The following is a 15,867-nucleotide window of genomic DNA, read 5'->3' on the forward strand; positions in this document are numbered from 1 at the left end:
TATCAATTCTTGTAAATACCAGCGGAAGAATTCATGAATATTAAGCAGAAGCTGGCCTGTGCATTTGTGGCAACAGCGTTTGGACAACACAAGGAAAAGATTAAACATCTCGGCGTAAAGGCTCGCTTCGATGCCATGTTGGAACATCGCATCGAAGCACTAATAACACTACATTCCATCCGCCGCAGTAAGCTCGGGTTCGTTAGAAATTAACGCCCAATATCACCTGCGCATAGAGATTGGTATTACTGTTGCCCAATTGAGTACCGCCACTTTCGGTGCTGTGTTCCGGTTTATATAGCCCGACCAGTGGCATCAGCATGAAATGCTCACTGATCGCCCACTCTGCGTAGAGGTCTGCCTCGCGTGCGTTGAGGTTTTGCACGCCGCTGTCCAGGGTCGAGAAGTCGTAGAGCAACGTGCCGACATTCACGGTCGGAGAGACGGCCATTTTTACGCCAACGTGATGGACCTGGGTATTGGTATTAAAGGGGCCGGCATAGTTGGATGCGACCTCGCCCTGGAACCAGGTACCCAGTGCCCGGCCGTTGCCGTAGAACAAGGGATCATAACCCTCTTCGAAGCGACTATAGCGGTAGTTGACCACTGGCTTCATTGGCAATTCGCTGAAGGTCCATCCTGCTTCCATGTACCAGGCGTTAACTTGCTTGGTGTCGGTGTGTTCCCAGGCATATTCACCCGACAGGAACAGGTTCGGCACTCCGGCGTTGCCTTGCGCACGAACACTGTACTGCTTCATGCCCTTGCGCTCTGGGTAAAGTTGGTCGGCCAGGGCTTTGTCGGTATCCACCACTTTGATGTAAGTCAGGCCTACCGTGCCTTGCTCAGCCACATGCTCAAGGGTGCCGACCGCTAATTCGGGTTTGGCTTGTGCAGGGTTGTCGGATTTCAGCCATGCCAGGTCGCTGCGCCAGCCCCGTTTACCTCCCAGGCGCAATATTGCCGTGCGGTCGAAGTCCTTGCGTGCCGTCAGGTAGTAAGCGCCGCCACGATTGAGGTGACCATTGGCAATGCCTTTACCAAAATTCAAGGCATCCCCGGACAGCAGGAAGCCATCGCCGATCAAAAAGTACTGGCGGCCGAACGAAAGGTCGATCCCGTCGGTGCCAAATGCCGGGAACAGGTCCGCTGAGCGCCAGCCTGCATAGGCATCCTCGATCTTGGTTGTCCGTTCGGTACCGTCAGTCCAGCCGGCCGCATCGCCATCGCCATAGGTGCCGGTAGACACCCAGTTCAAGGCGCCATAGGTCGTACCGAAGTCCTTGTTCGCGTGCTTGATGTCCAGGCCATACTGAAACATGGACTCCTGCCAGCTGCTTGAGCCCTCGGAACGAGTCCCGGTTTGCGCGTAGTTTTCCCGGCTGTAGTAGGTGCCAAAAGCTGCAGCTAATTTTGCGTCGACAGTGGTCTCATCGTCAGCGTACAAGGACAGCGCATGGCTCAGGGGCGATAATGCCAGCAGCAATGTAAGCGAAGCCGATCGATAAGGCAGCGATGCACGTTTTGTTTTTGTTATCACGTATTTTCTCCAAACCGGAATAAGTACTTACACGGGGTGCAAGATAGGGCCGCCGGTGCTTTCGTTGCCGGTGCCGAGCGCAGGCTGGGGCTTTTGGGAGTTACAGTCTTTGCTCACAGAGCCATCCACTTGTCTCTGAGTGCCAGACCCGGGGGGTAAGCCTGGATGGCACAAATGGACAAGTCCTGCAGTGCCGTGGGCAAGACGCGGGGGGGGCTTCAATGCCACGGTGCAGGGGTAGTTCGTCTTTAACTGTTGGGTCGAGGGTTGCAGCATGACTTCAATTAATAAAAATGCCGGTACGTTACGTAAAGACGCATTAGGCATGTGGAACATTGTATTTTTCGTGATCGCCACCAATGGTCCGTTGACCGCGCTGGTGGGGGTGATACCCACTGCGATTCTGATGGGCAATGGGGTCGGCTTGCCAAGCACGTTTCTAATCGTTGGGCTGATGTATCTGTTGTTTGCCGTAGGATTTGTGGCAATGAGCCGCCACATTCGTAATGCCGGAGCCTTCTATGCCTATGTAAGCACTGGGCTTGGTCGGCCACTGGGGACTGCGGCGGCCTTCCTGGCAATGACGGCATACGCAGGCATGCAGATCGCCTGTTATGGATTGATCGGTTTTTTTACCTCGCAAGCCTTGGCGGGCTTGGGCGTCACCGCATCATGGTGGGTGATCAGCATTGTGGTGGCATTACTCGTGCAGTTCTTTGGCACCCGTAATGTGGCGTTTAACGGCCGCTTCCTGGGATTGTTGATGCTTGCGGAAATGGCCGTAGTCGTCATTTTTGATGTGGCGGTAGTGCTTAATGGTGGTGGTCCCGAAGGCTTCAGCGCCACTTCATTCTTGCCATCTAATGTATTGGTTCCCGGGTTGGGCGCCGCGCTGGTTTTTGTCGGCGGTGCGTTCATGGGCTTTGAAACCACGGCAATATATGCCGAAGAGGCTCGCGATCCTGTACGCACGTTACCCAGAGCAACCTACGTGGCCTTGCTCATCATCATGGGGTTTTTCGCACTGTCCTCCTGGCTGTTTATCGTCGCGATTGGTCCTGCGCAACTCACTGATCGTTTAGCACAGGATCCGGGTGGCATCTGGTTCTCGCTGTCCACACAATTGGTAGGGCCGATCCTGGCAGACGCGATCAATGTGTTGTTGATCACCAGCCTGTTCGCGGTACTGCTGAGCTTCCACAACTCGCTGTCGCGTTACCTTTTCTCACTGGGGCGTGAAGGTATAGTTGCCAAGTGTTTCTCTCGAACCCACTCCAAGCACCAGACACCTTATATTGCCAGTACGTTCCAGACAGTGGTCAGCGTTATATTGCTGGCTCTATTTGGTGTGTCAGGAGCCGATCCGATGACTCAGGTGATGCCGTTGGGCAGCGCGCCAGCGACAATCGGCATTCTTTCGGTTCAACTGATGACCTGTTTGGCAGTGATTGGTTTCTTCCGTAGAGAGCATCGTGGTACCACCGTCTGGCAACGACTGATTGCGCCTTTGGCGAGTGCTGTGGGTCTGGGATGGGTGTTGTACATGATCATCACGCATATGGATCTGTTGACCGGCGGTGAATCAGTGCTCAATGTTCTGATTCCGTTGGCCATGTTGCTGGTGGGCGGGATGGGCATACTGTTGGCGGGCTGGTTGAAATGGACCAAGCCACAGCTTTATCAAAACCTCTCCAGAATACTCAGCGAGGTCTGAAGCGCTGAAGGCTTGAAGGCTTGAAGGCTTGAAGGCTTGAAGGCTTGAGGGCATTGAAAACGCAGCCCCGATTATGTCGGGGTTGTGGTTTTGTCATGAGTCTTGCTTCTAAATTCCGATAAGGCCGGCTTTAGCCACTCGGGTACGGTAGCGCTGGCAGTCATCTTTTAAAGCTTTGGCGTTGATGGTACCGAGAGGGCCGAACATGAACCGTGTTGTAGATATCAATGACTCCACACGCTGGAACAGGGCCATTCGAGATGCTTGCGGGGCATTTACAACCGAGCTTCGTCCCGAGCATTCGCTATTTATCGGTGAAATGGATCAGCACGATTTGGGTGGCTTCAGCTTCGCAGAATTGCGTACCAATGCAGGTCGAATCTCCAAAGGTTTACAGAGTATCGACAATGCCGATGATCGATTCTGCTTTTTGGTGCTGCAGCGTAAAGGCTCATGCCACCTACAACTCAATGGTCAGTCAATGGACCTGATGCCTGGCGAACTGGCGTTGATGGATCAGGCGGGAGAATGCCTGATTGAACCCAGGGGTCTGATCGAGCATGTATCCATCTCGATTTCCCGAGAGCGGGTGCAGAGTATGATTCCGGATCGACCTCTGTCAGGCAAGCTGCACACAGAGTCTGCTGGCGGCCGATTGCTGCGTTCGTTGGTGTTTCAGGTCATGAAGGATCATCGCGAAGGTTATCTGGGGGGGGAAGGCAGTCGCGTGCAGGATGCTCTCATTGCGTTACTGGTACCGGCTCTGAATGGGCGAGCCGAGGTGGGGGCGCTCGAGCAGGTTATGGAAGGTAATAGCTTGCGCAGGCAGATCGAGCGTCTGGTCATGGAGCACTTGCAGCGCAATGACATGACGCCGGAATGGATGGCGGCCCGGCTCGGTGTCTCTGTCCGGCATTTGTATCGTGCGTTTGAGCACAGTGATGAGAGCCTTAGCCGTTATGTCCAGCTTGCTCGGCTGGAGCGATGTGCGAATGACTTGAGTAACCCTTGCCTGGGTGATCAGAGCATCACCGATATCGCTTACAGTTGGGGTTTTTCGGATTTCGCACATTTCAGCAAGATTTTCAAACGCCTGTATCAACAGTCACCACGTGATTTTCGCGCGGAGAACGCCTTCGCCAAAGGGCCGTCAAGATGCGAATGAACAGGATTTGGCTGGCTAGCTGATCGCGCGAGTTTGTCGCTGGCAGACAAGCCATGGCATAGAGAGCCAAGATTTCAACGCCGCATGTTCATAGGATTGAGTTCTCGAAAGGCCCCGGCCTCTTAATAGCAAGAGAACTCCCATGAGCTATCAAATCGAAGAAGAACTCAAGCTCCAGCGCTATGTGCCTGAAGAACAATGGCCGACTCTGGCTGAGATGGCCGATGGCTTTGGCGAACACAAATATCCGGCCACCACGGCGCTTGCAGGTAAGGTCGTCAATCTGCAGTTTGAAAATGGCTGGCTGATCGAGCACAACTTTGTCGACGCAAACACGTTGAACTGGACCATTGTTGAAGGCGAGGGTGCCGGGTTGACCTCGACCGACACTTATGAAGCGGTCGAAGTGCGTCCAGGAATATTCTTCATCGAATTCTTGAAACCGGCTTTCCAGGAGTCAGTAACGCTCATCTGGAAACTCGAGACTGGCGATGTGCTGGCAGCGGTATCGTCGTTTTACGATCGCGAAGGCGAAAAACGTACTCGTACCGACTTCGCTACTGCGGTGATCAAGGGCATGCCTGGTGGTGCGCCGATTCTGCAGTCGTCCAGCCTGGTCGGCAAGCGGGTGCTCTACCGTTATAGCTCGGACGATTGGTACGAGCATGTTTATTTTGGTTCCGAAACCATGGCTTGGCATTGTGTGAACGGCGCTGAAAAAGGCCTCGCCGATGTAGAGAAGTGTGCGTACTACGATATTGCCGAAGATCTCTATGTACTGTTCTGGAGTGAAACCGTCATGCCAGTGGAGTCGGTAATTGCCGTGGACTTGAAACAGATGCGCTCGATCGGCCGGTTCTTTTGCTGGGATCCCAAGCCCGCCAAGCTGGTTCACCTGATGTTCGGCTCCAAGGCGACGCCGCTCAACGTTACCCGGTATCCGACGAGCTTCGATGAGTAAAGGTTTTCAAGGATCGAGCGGGATCACCGCGATCAGACGCTGAATAGGTTCTAACTGGAAGTAGCGTTACCGATGCGAGCTGAACCAAAAAGTTCGTTCTGTCCTGACGCCTCACCCGATGATGGACGCACTAATGTGAGGAAGTATCATGCTCTCTGTTGAAACACCCACTACTTATTATACGGCTACCCGTAAATACGATCTGAAGTTCCCCGACCTCGAACAAGACATCGAGGCTGATGTAGTCGTGATCGGTGGCGGGTTCTCCGGTGTCAATACCGCACTCGAACTAGCTGAGCGAGGCGTCAAGAACGTGGTAGTTCTTGAGGCGCGTTACCTGGGGTTTGGCGGATCGGGACGAAATGGCGGGCACGTCATGGCAGGCATTGGTCATGACCTGGAGAAGATACGAAAAGATGTCGGCGAAGATGGACTTCGTGCCATTTTCGAGATCAGCGACCAAGGTGCCGCCATTATCCAGAGCCGTATAAGTAAGTACGGTATTGATGCGGATTTTCGTCACGGCTACGGTTACCTTGGCTTCAACAAACGCCAGGGCAAGCTGCTGCAGGCCTGGGAGAAAGAATACAAGGAGCTCAGCCCTGACTGCGAAATTGCTTATCTGGAAGGTGCCGATGTCAAGAAGATCGTAGGTTCGGACGCCTACGATTGTGCGTTGATGCACATGGGTAATGGTCATATCCACTCATTGAACTTGTTACTGGGGGAGGCCAAGGCGCTCGTCAGCCACGGCGGTCGGGTTTTTGAAAATACTCCGGTTCTGGAAGTGACCTATGGCGACACTATCCATGTCCGTACGGCCAAAGGTTCGGTGAGAGCCAAGAAAATTCTTTGGTCTTGTGGCGCCTTTCTTGATCGTCTTGAGCCAGAGCTGCACAAGACCATGATCAATACTTATGCCTTTCAACTGGTCACGGAACCTCTATCAGATGCACTGATTGAACAAATCAGTCCCATTCGTGGTGCCTTCAGTGATATTCGTCCTGTGATCGACTACTTCCGGGTCACTAATGAAAATCGCCTGCTTTTTGGTGCCGCGACTTACTGCATCGACCACATCCCCAACAATTTGAAGGAATGGAATCGGAAGTTGATGTTGAATATTTTTCCTTACCTCAAAGACGTCAAGATCGATCTTGCATGGGGGGGGCCAATGGAGTGTTCGGCGAACTTGTTTCCGCAGATCGGCACTTTGCCCGGACGCCCGAATGCGTTCTATGTTCAAGGGTATTCGGGGTTCGGTGTCACCCCAAGCCATGTGGTAAGCCGGGTGCTTGCGGAAGGAATCATGGGCGGTTCAAAACATTACAACGTCATGAGCTCGATTCCCCGCACCCAAATTTATGGGAAAGAACAATTTCGATCGCTGATTTGTACCTTCGGCAAGGTCACCCATCAACTCGGCGGCTATTTCAATGGGCGCCGTTGAAACCGGAACATTTACCTCCAGGAAAAGGGTCATCTCACAATGTTGCAGTTGAATGAATTGAACGTTGCCCTCAGAGAGCGTTTGGACGTACTCGAGACGCTTTGGAAACAGAAGGATGCTTCGGCAATCGTGCACCAACTCTATTCGGATGAAACAGAAATCACTGGTGCAGGAGCGTCGCAGCTTTACTTTGGAAGCTCCGCTATAGGCGATCTTGTCGCTGCCTTGGTGGGGGATACTCGTTCAGCCAGCATTCGTATTGATCGACTGCGCGCACTGGCACCAGGCGTTGCATACACCTGGGTAACCTGGGAAGTGCTGTCAAATGCCGCCGAGACCTTCAACATGAAGAGCCTCTTCGTCTGGAAGCTGGAATCTCAGGGTTGGAGAATCGTCGCAGACATGTACGCCGACGGTGTCATTCCAAACTGAAGTTTTCGAGAGGGCTTTGCGGCCCTCTCTGCTTTCCTTGCATCGAGTCGTGACCGTCGGACCAATGAGCGCATCCATGCGCTTTGCCGAAGGACCTCTTAGTAGCGAATCATGACCGACTTGAGCTCGGTATAGTCATCGATAAAGGCGCTGCCAAACTCGCGACCCACCCCCGAGGACTTGTTACCGCCGAAGGGCACCGCCGGATCCAGCATCGTGTGCATGTTCACCCACACGGTGCCGGCCTCGATAGCGGGCACCATGCGCAGGGCTTTGCTCAGGTCATTGGTCCAGAGGCTGGCACTCAAGCCATAGGGTGTGTTGTTCATCAGTTCCAGTAGCTCTTCTTCGGTGTCGTAGGGGAAGAAGGTGGCTATCGGGCCGAAGGTTTCCTCGTTGAGCAGGGTATCGTCGATGGTGTTGGCGAGGATTACTGTCGGTTCGACGTAGCAGCCGGGGCGGTCGAGCAGGTTGCCGCCGTGGATGATGGTGTTGTTTTCGGCACGCGCCTTGGCGAAAAAGCCTTCGAGCTTGAGTTGATGCTGGCGGTTGGTGACCGGGCCGAACTCGGTGCGCTCATCCAGTGGCGAGCCGATGTTCAGCTTGCTCAGGCGTTGGGCCAGTTTGTCCATGATCGGCTCGATTTGGGAGCGATGGGCGAAGAAGCGCTCAGCGGCGGCACAGATTTGCCCGGAATGCAGGAAACCGGCTTCGATGATGCCGTTGACCGCTTTGTCCAGATCGACATCGCGCAGGAAACCCGCAGAGTTTTTGCCACCCAATTCCAGGGTGGCGCGGGTCAACCCAGAGCCCATGGCACTCCGACCGACGGAAATGCCGGTCGGCACGGAACCGGTGAATGACACTTTGTCGGTACCGGGGTGCTCGATCAGTCCTTTTCCAACCAGCCCACCGCCAGTCAATACGTTCAGTGCGCCGGCCGGGAGACCCGCTTCAATGGCCAGTTCGGCGATCCGCAGGATGGTCAACGGGGTGAATTCGCTAGGTTTGATGATGATGCTGCAACCGGTTACCAGCGCCGAGGCGAGTTTCCAGATGGCGATCATGGTCGAGAAATTCCACGGCACGATGCCGACCACCACCCCGACGGGTTCGCGCAAGGTGAAGGCGGTATAGCGTTCGCCGGCGAAGGAGGGCAGTGACGGGGTGATGGTCTGACCGCTGATCTTGGTCGCCCAGCCGGCGTAATAACGCAGGAAGTGGGCGGCCTGGTCGACTTCGAAGGCCCGGGAAATCTGGATGATCTTGCCCGATTGGCAGGTTTCGATCTGCGCCAGTTCTTCGCGGTTACGCTCCAGCAGGTCCGCAAGTTTCAGCAGCACGTTGCCACGGGTCGCTGGTGCTACCTGCGACCAATGCTTGAAACCGCGCTTGGCCGATTCCACTGCCGCATCGATATCGGCTGAATCAGCGTCGGCGACGCGGGCGATGACTTGGCCTGTGGCTGGATTGATTACCTCCAGCGTCTGACTGGAATGGCTCTGGACGTAGCCGCCGTCAATGAACAGCGCATGGTGTCGACTGAGGAAGGCTTCAACTTGAGGTAGCAGTGGAATATCGCTCATGGGGTTTTCCTGGTCGCGAACAAGAGAAAAGCCCGAGGTTAATTCATAGGCTCTGGCTCGGCTTGACTGTGGCTGCCGAGATACATGTCCGTGAATGCCAGCGACGTTCCAGAGCTGAGTACGAGGCTTGGGTCGTTCTCATGGCAGGCAGGAACAACGGCGCAGCAGCCTCGTACAAGCAATCACGGTCGGCTTGCTATTAGATCCGGTGTTTCGACTCGGTGACCCAAGGACAGGCTGATGTTCTTCAAGAAAAATAAGCAGCTGCAGGCACTCGCTGAGGTCTTGCAACTGGAACAGCTCACGCAAGAAAAAGCCCAAACCATGCAACACCTGCTGGCGGCTGAGCGCGTGGTTGAGGATCAGATCTCCCGACTGGAGCGTAGCGAGCAGGCGCTCGAAGCCCTTCGCCAGCAACTGGAGCGGGCTCGGTACCGCGAGCAAGCGCTTGAAATCGAGTTAAGCCGGCATGTGCAGCAGTCCTGGCAGCATCAGCAGGAGGCGCAGATCTGGGAACTGTTGCAGTCGACGCTGACCGAAGGTTGCTGGGATATCACCGTGGTCAACGGCGATGTGCAGGATCCAGCCAGCTGCCTGCGGTTTTCCAATCAGTTCCGCGTCCTCTTGGGCTATGCCCTGCATGAACTTCCTGACGGCTGGGATACTCAGGTCAGCATCACTCATCCTGACGATCAGCCGAAGATTATGGCAATCTTCGATCGGGAGATCCTCGCAATCCAAGGTAGTGGCGAATACGTCTTTGAATACCGAATGCGCCACAAAACCCGTGACTATGTTTGGTGTCGCGAGCGTGGCCGTACAGCCCGTGATGATCAGGGACGTTTGACCCGTGTGATCGGCGCGGTACGCGACATCAGCGACGAGCGTTCGGCCAAGACGACCCATCAACAGATGCTTGAGCAGAATAAGGCAACCTACGGCCAGATTGCGACGGTGGTTGGCGTGATTAAAGGCATCGCCGACCAGACCAATCTGTTGGCCTTGAACGCCGCCATCGAAGCGGCCAGGGCGGGAGAGGTCGGGCGTGGGTTTTCAGTGGTGGCCGATGAAGTGCGCAAGCTGGCGGAAAATACCCGCCAGGCGACTCATCAGATTCAGACGATGTTGCACCAGCACAAACAGTAAGTCTCTTCAGGAGCAGCACAAGATAGCTCCTGAAGGCGACCGAATGGGTATGGCCAGGTCCTGCGAGTCGATAATTGAATCTGTCAGCCAAGCGCAGAACCTTGGCAGGGAGCAACAATACCGACGGCAGACATGGGCAAGACGATCAGGGCGGGAGCGGCGCACAGTGGATCAGGAACTGGCTGGGGAGGGCTTTATCGCTGGCTTCTTGAACGGTTCGATACATCCACCTATAAAAATCCGCTTTCGAGGATCTGCACCATGTCGATCAATGACAGACTCACCGCGCATTTGAACCGGGGCACGGTCGGTTTTCCCACCGCGCTTGCCAGCACCATCGGTCTGATCATGGCCAGCCCGGTGATTCTCACCGCGACCATGGGGTTTGGCATTGGCGGCGGCGCCTTCGCGGTGGCCATGTTGATCGCCGTAGTGATGATGCTGGCCCAGGCGACGACCTTTGCTGAGGCCGCGTCGATCCTGCCAACCACCGGTTCGGTCTACGACTACATCAACTGCGGCATGGGCCGTTTCTTCGCGATCACCGGCACATTGTCGGCCTACCTGATTGTCCATGTGTTCGCCGGAACCGCGGAAACCATTCTTTCCGGGGTCATGGCGCTGGTGAACTTCGAGCACCTCAATACCCTGGCCGAATCGGCTGGCGGTTCCTGGTTGCTGGGAGTGGGCTTCGTCATTGTGTTCGGGGTTCTCAATGCCTTCGGCGTCAGTGCTTTCGGCAGGGCCGAGATTATCCTCACTTTCGGTATGTGGACCACCTTGATGGTGTTTGGCGTATTGGGTTTAATCGCCGCACCAGCGGTGCAACTCGATGGCTGGTTCGGTGAATCGATGGTTGGCACTGACTTGATCACCATTCTGTCACTGGTGGGCATGGCCATGTTCATGTTCGTCGGCTGCGAGTTCGTCACCCCGCTGGCGCCGGACCTGCGCAACTCGGCCAAGGTCATGCCCAAGGCGATGATTCTCGGTTTGTTGAGCGTGGCGACGTGTATGTTCATCTACGGCGCGGCGATGAAACGTCAGGTGGAGAACGTGTTGCTCGATGCCGCCAGCGGCGTGCATCTGCTCGATACACCAATGGCGATTCCAAAGTTCGCCGAGCAGGTGATGGGCGATATCGGTCCGATGTGGTTGGGGATCGGCTTTCTGTTTGCCGGGGCGGCGACCATCAATACGCTGATGGCCGGGGTGCCACGGATTCTCTACGGCATGGCGGTCGACGGCGCGTTGCCCAAGGTCTTCACCTACCTGCACCCGCGCTTCAAGACGCCGCTACTATGCATTCTGGTGGTGATGCTGATTCCTTGCCTGCATGCACTGTATCTGGGTGGAAATGCCGACAACATCACGCCCCTGGTACTGGCTGCCGTATGCGCCTGGAGTTTCGCTTATCTGCTGGTGACGCTGTCGGTGGTGATCTTGCGGATCCGCCGTCCCGATCTGCCACGGGCCTATCGCTCGCCATTTTTCCCGTTGCCGCAAATCCTTTCCAGCGTCGGCATCTTGCTGGGCATGTGGTTCATTACGCCGCCCGGCATGAACCCGGCGGACATCTATATACCGTTCGCGGTGATGCTCGGTTGCACCGCGGCGTACGCGCTGTTCTGGACTTCAGTCGTGCAGAAGGTCAATCCATTCAAGCCGGCGTCGGTGGAAGAAGTGCTGGCCAAGGAGTTTTCCAATGAACCGGAGCTCCCTCACAACGGGTATATCGACCATGCTGCAAAAACTGTCTGAGCTGTTCAGCGCCAAACGCGCCCCCGCCGGTTATCGGCCGGGGGTAACGCTTGAGCACCTGAGGCGCAACCTCGGTATGGCGCGTTTCGAACAGATGGAGCCAACGGCGGCCCGGGCCTATGTGGAGGATGGCAGCCTGCAATTGGAGATCGTCGAGCGCACCGAGTCGCAGTTGTTGATGCACCTGGTCATGACCGAATTCGTGATCCGGGTGCCTGCCTTACAGGAGGGCGCCGCGAGCTTCGAACTGCACCATAGCGGGGCTGTTCGACGGACGGGGATCCGCTGTCGACAGCGTGCTGGAGACGCCGCGCTACTAGCCGCGCTGCAGGCCAGGTTGCAGGAGGACAAGGCGCTGCACCAGGCCTTGATGCCGCTGGACTTCAAACGCTTGCGCATCGATAGGGAGGGGCGTCAGTGGTGCGTGCGGCTGGAGCATATGGGCGGTAGCGAAGTCGTCAACCGGATGCCGGCCTTTCGTCGCTACATCGCCTTGAGCCGCGAACAGCGCAACTGGCTGTTTGAAGCCTTGACCGGTTTACAGCGGGTGTTGCGCACGCTCTGATATTAGATTTGCCATCATTGGTGGCTCCACGCGGGCAGGAAGGTACTTGTTGCGCACATATAGATAACATGTTAACTATTGTGCTACAAAAACAAAAGCCATTGTGGAGATACCCATGAGCATCCAACAGGTTGTGCAAGACGGGCTGGAAACCTGGACCCGGGATCTGCGAACTGTTTGCGGTCACTTCGACACGGAATTGGCCTTCAATCGTGCGCTGTTCATCGGCGAGGTTTCCAGGTTCTCTCGAGGCGGTCTGCCGCTGGCCAACCTGCGCACCAATGCGGGCCTGATCAAGCGCCCCAAAGCCAATTCCGACCACGATAACGACCAGCATTGCTTCCTGGTCAGCCAGCGCAGCGGCTACGCCCAGATCACCCAGAATGATCAGAGTATTCAACTGGCACCCGGGGATCTGCTGCTGATGGATTCGGCGGGTTCCATCGAAATTACCCCATTGGGCCTGATCGAACATACCTCCCTGTCCTTGTCACGCAATGAAGTGTGCAAGCAGCTCGGCAGCGATCCCAAGACCTTCGGCAAAATTTCCTCGAGTAAAGCCTGCGGGCGAATGCTACGTGTGCTGATGGATCAGCTGTGCAAAGACACTTTGGAAGGCGAGGGAGCCGTAGGCGAGGGCGAGGCCCTGCAGTGTGCGTTTGTTTCGCTGCTCGGCTCAGCGTTCGAGCAGGATCATGATGCGCGGGACGACAGCGCCTCGTTGCAGGGCAATAACCTGCGCAGCTATGTTCAGAAAGTCATTGATGAATCCCTGACCCAGCCTGGCCTGAGCCCGATGGGCCTGGCCAGTCGACTGAACATTTCGGTGCGGCATTTGTATCGGTTGTTCGAAGAACAGGACGATAGCGTTTGCCGTTACATTCAACGGGCGCGGCTCAAACGCAGCGCCGATGACCTGACCAACCCTTTCCTGAAGACTGAAACGATCACCTCGATCGCCTACAAGTGGGGCTTCACTGATTCGGCGCATTTCAGCCGCTCGTTCAAGAAGCAGTTCGAGTTATCGCCCAAGGATTTTCGTTCCAGTCATTTGCAGCAGGCGGTTGGGGCGGCGTGAGTCTTTGACACTGGATGTAAAAAGGGGGGCTTTCCAAAGCCCCCCTTTCAGTATGAAAAAAAACGGTATCAAACCTCTGGCAAGGTCGCCCCTCCATCGACCACCAGCGTCTGCCCGGTAATGTAGGTCGCCAGATCCGACGCCAGAAACAACATGGCCCCGGCGATATCGGCCGCAGTGCCCAGTCGCCCCAAAGGCACACGGCTGGCGATATCGTCGGTGACTTGGTCGCCCCCTAGATTACCCATGGCTGGCGTCGCGATCATTCCCGGCTCGACGCCATTGACCCGAACATTGTGCCCGGCCAGTTCCAGTGCGGCATTGCGGATGAAACCGTTGACCCCGGCTTTGGACGCCGCATAGTGGCAAAGCCCCGGATAGGCCACTCGCGGACCAGTGACCGATGAGGTCACCAGCACGCACCCCAGGCCCTGACGGCGGAACATCGGCAACGCTGCCTGGGTCAGCCAGAACAACGCCGAGAGATTGACTGCCAGGGTGCGGTCGAGGATGGACGGGGTGATCTCGGCGAAGGGTGTCAGCGGGAAATATCCGGCGTTATGCACCAGAATATCCAGCCGACCCAAACGTTGCTCCAGGCCCTGAACCAGTTCGAGCACTGCTGTGGCATCGGCCAGATCGACGCACACGGCTTCGACCGCACACGACCGCCCGGACAACTCGACGGCCAGCGCCTGGGCCTGGGGCAGTTGCAGGTCGGCGATCACCACGTGCGCACCGCGTAAGGAGAAGGCCTCGACGATCCCGCGACCAATGCCCTGTGCGCCGCCAGTCACCAGTACGGCTTTGCCGCTGAAATTCAGGTCTTCAAGCATGAGTTGGCTCCATGTGGGTATACGCCAGGGTCGGCACATCGACGATGCTTGAACCGCCGTCGGCCACCAGGATCGCACCGGTGATGATCGAAGCCTCGCGGGAAGCCAGGAAGCGACAGACCCTGGCGATTTCCTCGGCGCTGGACGGACGCCGCAACGGCACGTCGGCGCAGACCCGGTCATAGGCTTGCTGCAGCGTTTCACCATAAAACTCCATCAGCGGCTGCATCTCCTGATCGGCCATCGGCGTGCGTACCCAGCCCGGGCAGACGGCATTCACCCGCACACCGCGCGGGCCGTAATCCCTGGCCAACGAGCGGTTGAGTCCGAGCAACGCGTGTTTGGCCGTGGTATAGCCGCAGACCTCGGGGCCCGCCGCCAGTGAGGCAATGGAGCCGATCAGCACGATGTTGCCGGCACTTTCCAGCAGCAGCGGCAGACAGGCCCGGGCACTGTAGAAGGCGCTGTCCAGGTTGCTGCGCAACGCCGCTTCCCAGGCCGGCGGGCTGGTTTTGGTGGCGCTGCCCAGGCCAAGGCCGCCGGCACAGGCCAGCAGCACATCGAGTCGAGCGTAGCGTTGGCGAATCTGCGTCACGAAACCTTCCCAGGTGTCTGGGCAGGCGGCATCGCCGACCAGGACCAGGCCGCCGGTTTCCCGGGCAACCTGCTCCAGCGGCTCGCGGCGGCGGCCGATCAACACCAGGTTGACGCCTTCGGCGGCGTACAGTCGGGCGCAGGCGGCACCGATGCCAGTCCCGGCACCGGTGATTGCAACGGTACGTGGCTCAGGCATCGGGATACTCCGTGCGGTTGAGGACCTGGCAGTAAGAGCTGACCGGAAAGTTCGACAGCTCATCGAAGGACGACCCGGCATAACCGAAGATCTTGCCGTCGCTGCGGTGTTGTTTCATATCGATCAGCACCAGACCGAGGGTTGGGATGATTTTTTCGCGCCAGACGAACAGATAGAGTTGATCGGCGATCTTGTAGTAATGGCAGCGATCGGTATCGCACAAGCCTTTTTCGACACCCTCAAGGCACTGCCAGGAATAGAATTGATCGTTGAGATAAATGTGCTCATAGACTTCGCTGGGGCTGTAGCGATACAGATTGCGCAGGCCGGTCAGTTCGCTGGTCGGTGCGTGAGGGCATTGGCCGTCCTGCCACGGACGATCGAGGCTGCCATGCAAAAAATCCACCTCGACTGAGGTCAGGCTCTCACCGGCCAGCGCACGGCTGTAGAGTCCTTCACGGGTTTGCTCCTGGGTTGGCATGCAGCCGATCACGGCGGTGAACGCAGCGCTGGCGGTGTCCAGCACCAGGCTCACCGACCAGGCCTGAGCACCTTCGTGCTTGATGAAATCCACCAGATACAGACCGGGGCGCACCGAGGTTGCCCGATAGTCCGCGGTGCCATTGGAGTGACCATCGGCAGCGATCCAGGACAGGGTTTCGCTGTCGAAACGATGCTCGATCTGCCAGCCGTTGGCGAAGTACAGCGTGAAGGTCTTGCCGTTCAGGTCGGCCAGGTTCGGCAGGATGAAGGCTTCTGGGGCGAAGCCTTCGGCCAGGGCGCCAACGGTGATCCAGTCGGATGATGTCGTCATTGCAAAGCTCCGGTTGTGTGAAGTAA

General features: G+C 56.7%; 15 protein-coding genes. 10 read left to right on the forward strand and 5 right to left on the reverse strand.

Annotation, left to right across the window (positions count from 1 at the left end):
• Positions 1-33 precede the first annotated feature (33 nt).
• Positions 34-213 (forward strand): hypothetical protein, encoded by a 180-nt coding sequence (locus EI969_RS07205; protein WP_160386835.1) that lies wholly within the window; start codon positions 34-36, stop codon positions 211-213.
• On the opposite strand, the gene EI969_RS07210 is transcribed toward EI969_RS07205, so the two are convergent.
• Positions 203-1,321: a hypothetical protein gene (locus EI969_RS07210; protein WP_305989797.1), complete on the reverse strand. Its 1,119-nt coding sequence runs from the start codon at positions 1,319-1,321 to the stop codon at positions 203-205. The two genes, EI969_RS07205 and EI969_RS07210, sit on opposite strands and share 11 nt — an antisense overlap.
• A gap of 493 nt (positions 1,322-1,814) precedes the next feature.
• On the opposite strand from EI969_RS07210, the gene EI969_RS07215 reads away from it, so the two are divergent.
• From EI969_RS07215 to EI969_RS07235, 5 genes are all read left to right on the forward strand, one after another.
• Positions 1,815-3,254 carry an APC family permease gene (locus tag EI969_RS07215; RefSeq protein ID WP_160386836.1) on the forward strand — a complete coding sequence of 480 codons (1,440 nt, stop codon included), beginning with the start codon at positions 1,815-1,817 and terminating at the stop codon, positions 3,252-3,254.
• A gap of 205 nt (positions 3,255-3,459) precedes the next feature.
• The gene (gene feaR / locus EI969_RS07220) at positions 3,460-4,419 is read left to right on the forward strand and encodes a transcriptional regulator FeaR (protein WP_160386837.1); all 960 of its coding nucleotides are present in this window, start codon (positions 3,460-3,462) and stop codon (positions 4,417-4,419) included.
• 142 nt (positions 4,420-4,561) lie between these two features.
• Positions 4,562-5,380 carry a molybdenum cofactor biosynthesis F family protein gene (locus EI969_RS07225; RefSeq protein WP_160386838.1) on the forward strand — a complete coding sequence of 273 codons (819 nt, stop codon included), beginning with the start codon at positions 4,562-4,564 and terminating at the stop codon, positions 5,378-5,380.
• A 148-nt stretch (positions 5,381-5,528) separates the two neighbouring features.
• On the forward strand, positions 5,529-6,830 hold the full coding sequence (locus EI969_RS07230) for an FAD-binding oxidoreductase (protein ID WP_160386839.1): 1,302 nt from the start codon (positions 5,529-5,531) through the stop codon (positions 6,828-6,830).
• 39 nt (positions 6,831-6,869) lie between these two features.
• Positions 6,870-7,262 (forward strand): DUF4440 domain-containing protein, encoded by a 393-nt coding sequence (locus EI969_RS07235; RefSeq protein ID WP_160386840.1) that lies wholly within the window; start codon positions 6,870-6,872, stop codon positions 7,260-7,262.
• Between the two features lie 98 nt (positions 7,263-7,360).
• On the opposite strand, the gene EI969_RS07240 is transcribed toward EI969_RS07235, so the two are convergent.
• On the reverse strand, positions 7,361-8,848 hold the full coding sequence (locus EI969_RS07240) for an aldehyde dehydrogenase family protein (protein ID WP_160386841.1): 1,488 nt from the start codon (positions 8,846-8,848) through the stop codon (positions 7,361-7,363).
• Between the two features lie 240 nt (positions 8,849-9,088).
• On the opposite strand from EI969_RS07240, the gene EI969_RS30770 reads away from it, so the two are divergent.
• The 4 genes from EI969_RS30770 to feaR (EI969_RS07260) all read left to right on the forward strand — a co-directional run bounded on the left by EI969_RS30770 (position 9,089) and on the right by feaR (EI969_RS07260) (position 13,398).
• The gene (locus tag EI969_RS30770) at positions 9,089-9,994 is read left to right on the forward strand and encodes a methyl-accepting chemotaxis protein (protein WP_160386842.1); all 906 of its coding nucleotides are present in this window, start codon (positions 9,089-9,091) and stop codon (positions 9,992-9,994) included.
• Between the two features lie 261 nt (positions 9,995-10,255).
• Positions 10,256-11,755 carry an APC family permease gene (locus tag EI969_RS07250; protein WP_160386843.1) on the forward strand — a complete coding sequence of 500 codons (1,500 nt, stop codon included), beginning with the start codon at positions 10,256-10,258 and terminating at the stop codon, positions 11,753-11,755.
• Entirely contained in the window at positions 11,736-12,320 is a 585-nt protein-coding gene (locus EI969_RS07255; protein WP_160386844.1) for a DUF3156 family protein, read from the forward strand. Before EI969_RS07250 ends, EI969_RS07255 begins: the two co-directional genes overlap by 20 nt.
• A gap of 115 nt (positions 12,321-12,435) precedes the next feature.
• Positions 12,436-13,398 carry a transcriptional regulator FeaR gene (gene feaR, locus EI969_RS07260; protein WP_160386845.1) on the forward strand — a complete coding sequence of 321 codons (963 nt, stop codon included), beginning with the start codon at positions 12,436-12,438 and terminating at the stop codon, positions 13,396-13,398.
• A 68-nt stretch (positions 13,399-13,466) separates the two neighbouring features.
• On the opposite strand, the gene EI969_RS07265 is transcribed toward feaR (EI969_RS07260), so the two are convergent.
• Genes EI969_RS07265 through EI969_RS07275 form a run of 3 tightly spaced genes read right to left on the reverse strand, consistent with a single transcriptional unit; the run spans position 13,467 to position 15,841 of the window.
• Positions 13,467-14,234, reverse strand: coding sequence for an SDR family oxidoreductase (locus tag EI969_RS07265; protein WP_160386846.1), 768 nt, complete (start codon positions 14,232-14,234; stop codon positions 13,467-13,469).
• Positions 14,227-15,027, reverse strand: coding sequence for an SDR family NAD(P)-dependent oxidoreductase (locus EI969_RS07270; RefSeq protein WP_160386847.1), 801 nt, complete (start codon positions 15,025-15,027; stop codon positions 14,227-14,229). The genes EI969_RS07265 and EI969_RS07270 overlap by 8 nt, the downstream gene beginning before the upstream one ends.
• The gene (locus EI969_RS07275; protein ID WP_160386848.1) at positions 15,020-15,841 is read right to left on the reverse strand and encodes a molybdenum cofactor biosynthesis F family protein; all 822 of its coding nucleotides are present in this window, start codon (positions 15,839-15,841) and stop codon (positions 15,020-15,022) included. Before EI969_RS07275 ends, EI969_RS07270 begins: the two co-directional genes overlap by 8 nt.
• Positions 15,842-15,867 lie beyond the last annotated feature (26 nt).

It is taken from the genome of Pseudomonas sp. PB101 (genome assembly GCF_009764265.1).
Lineage (GTDB): Bacteria > Pseudomonadota > Gammaproteobacteria > Pseudomonadales > Pseudomonadaceae > Aquipseudomonas.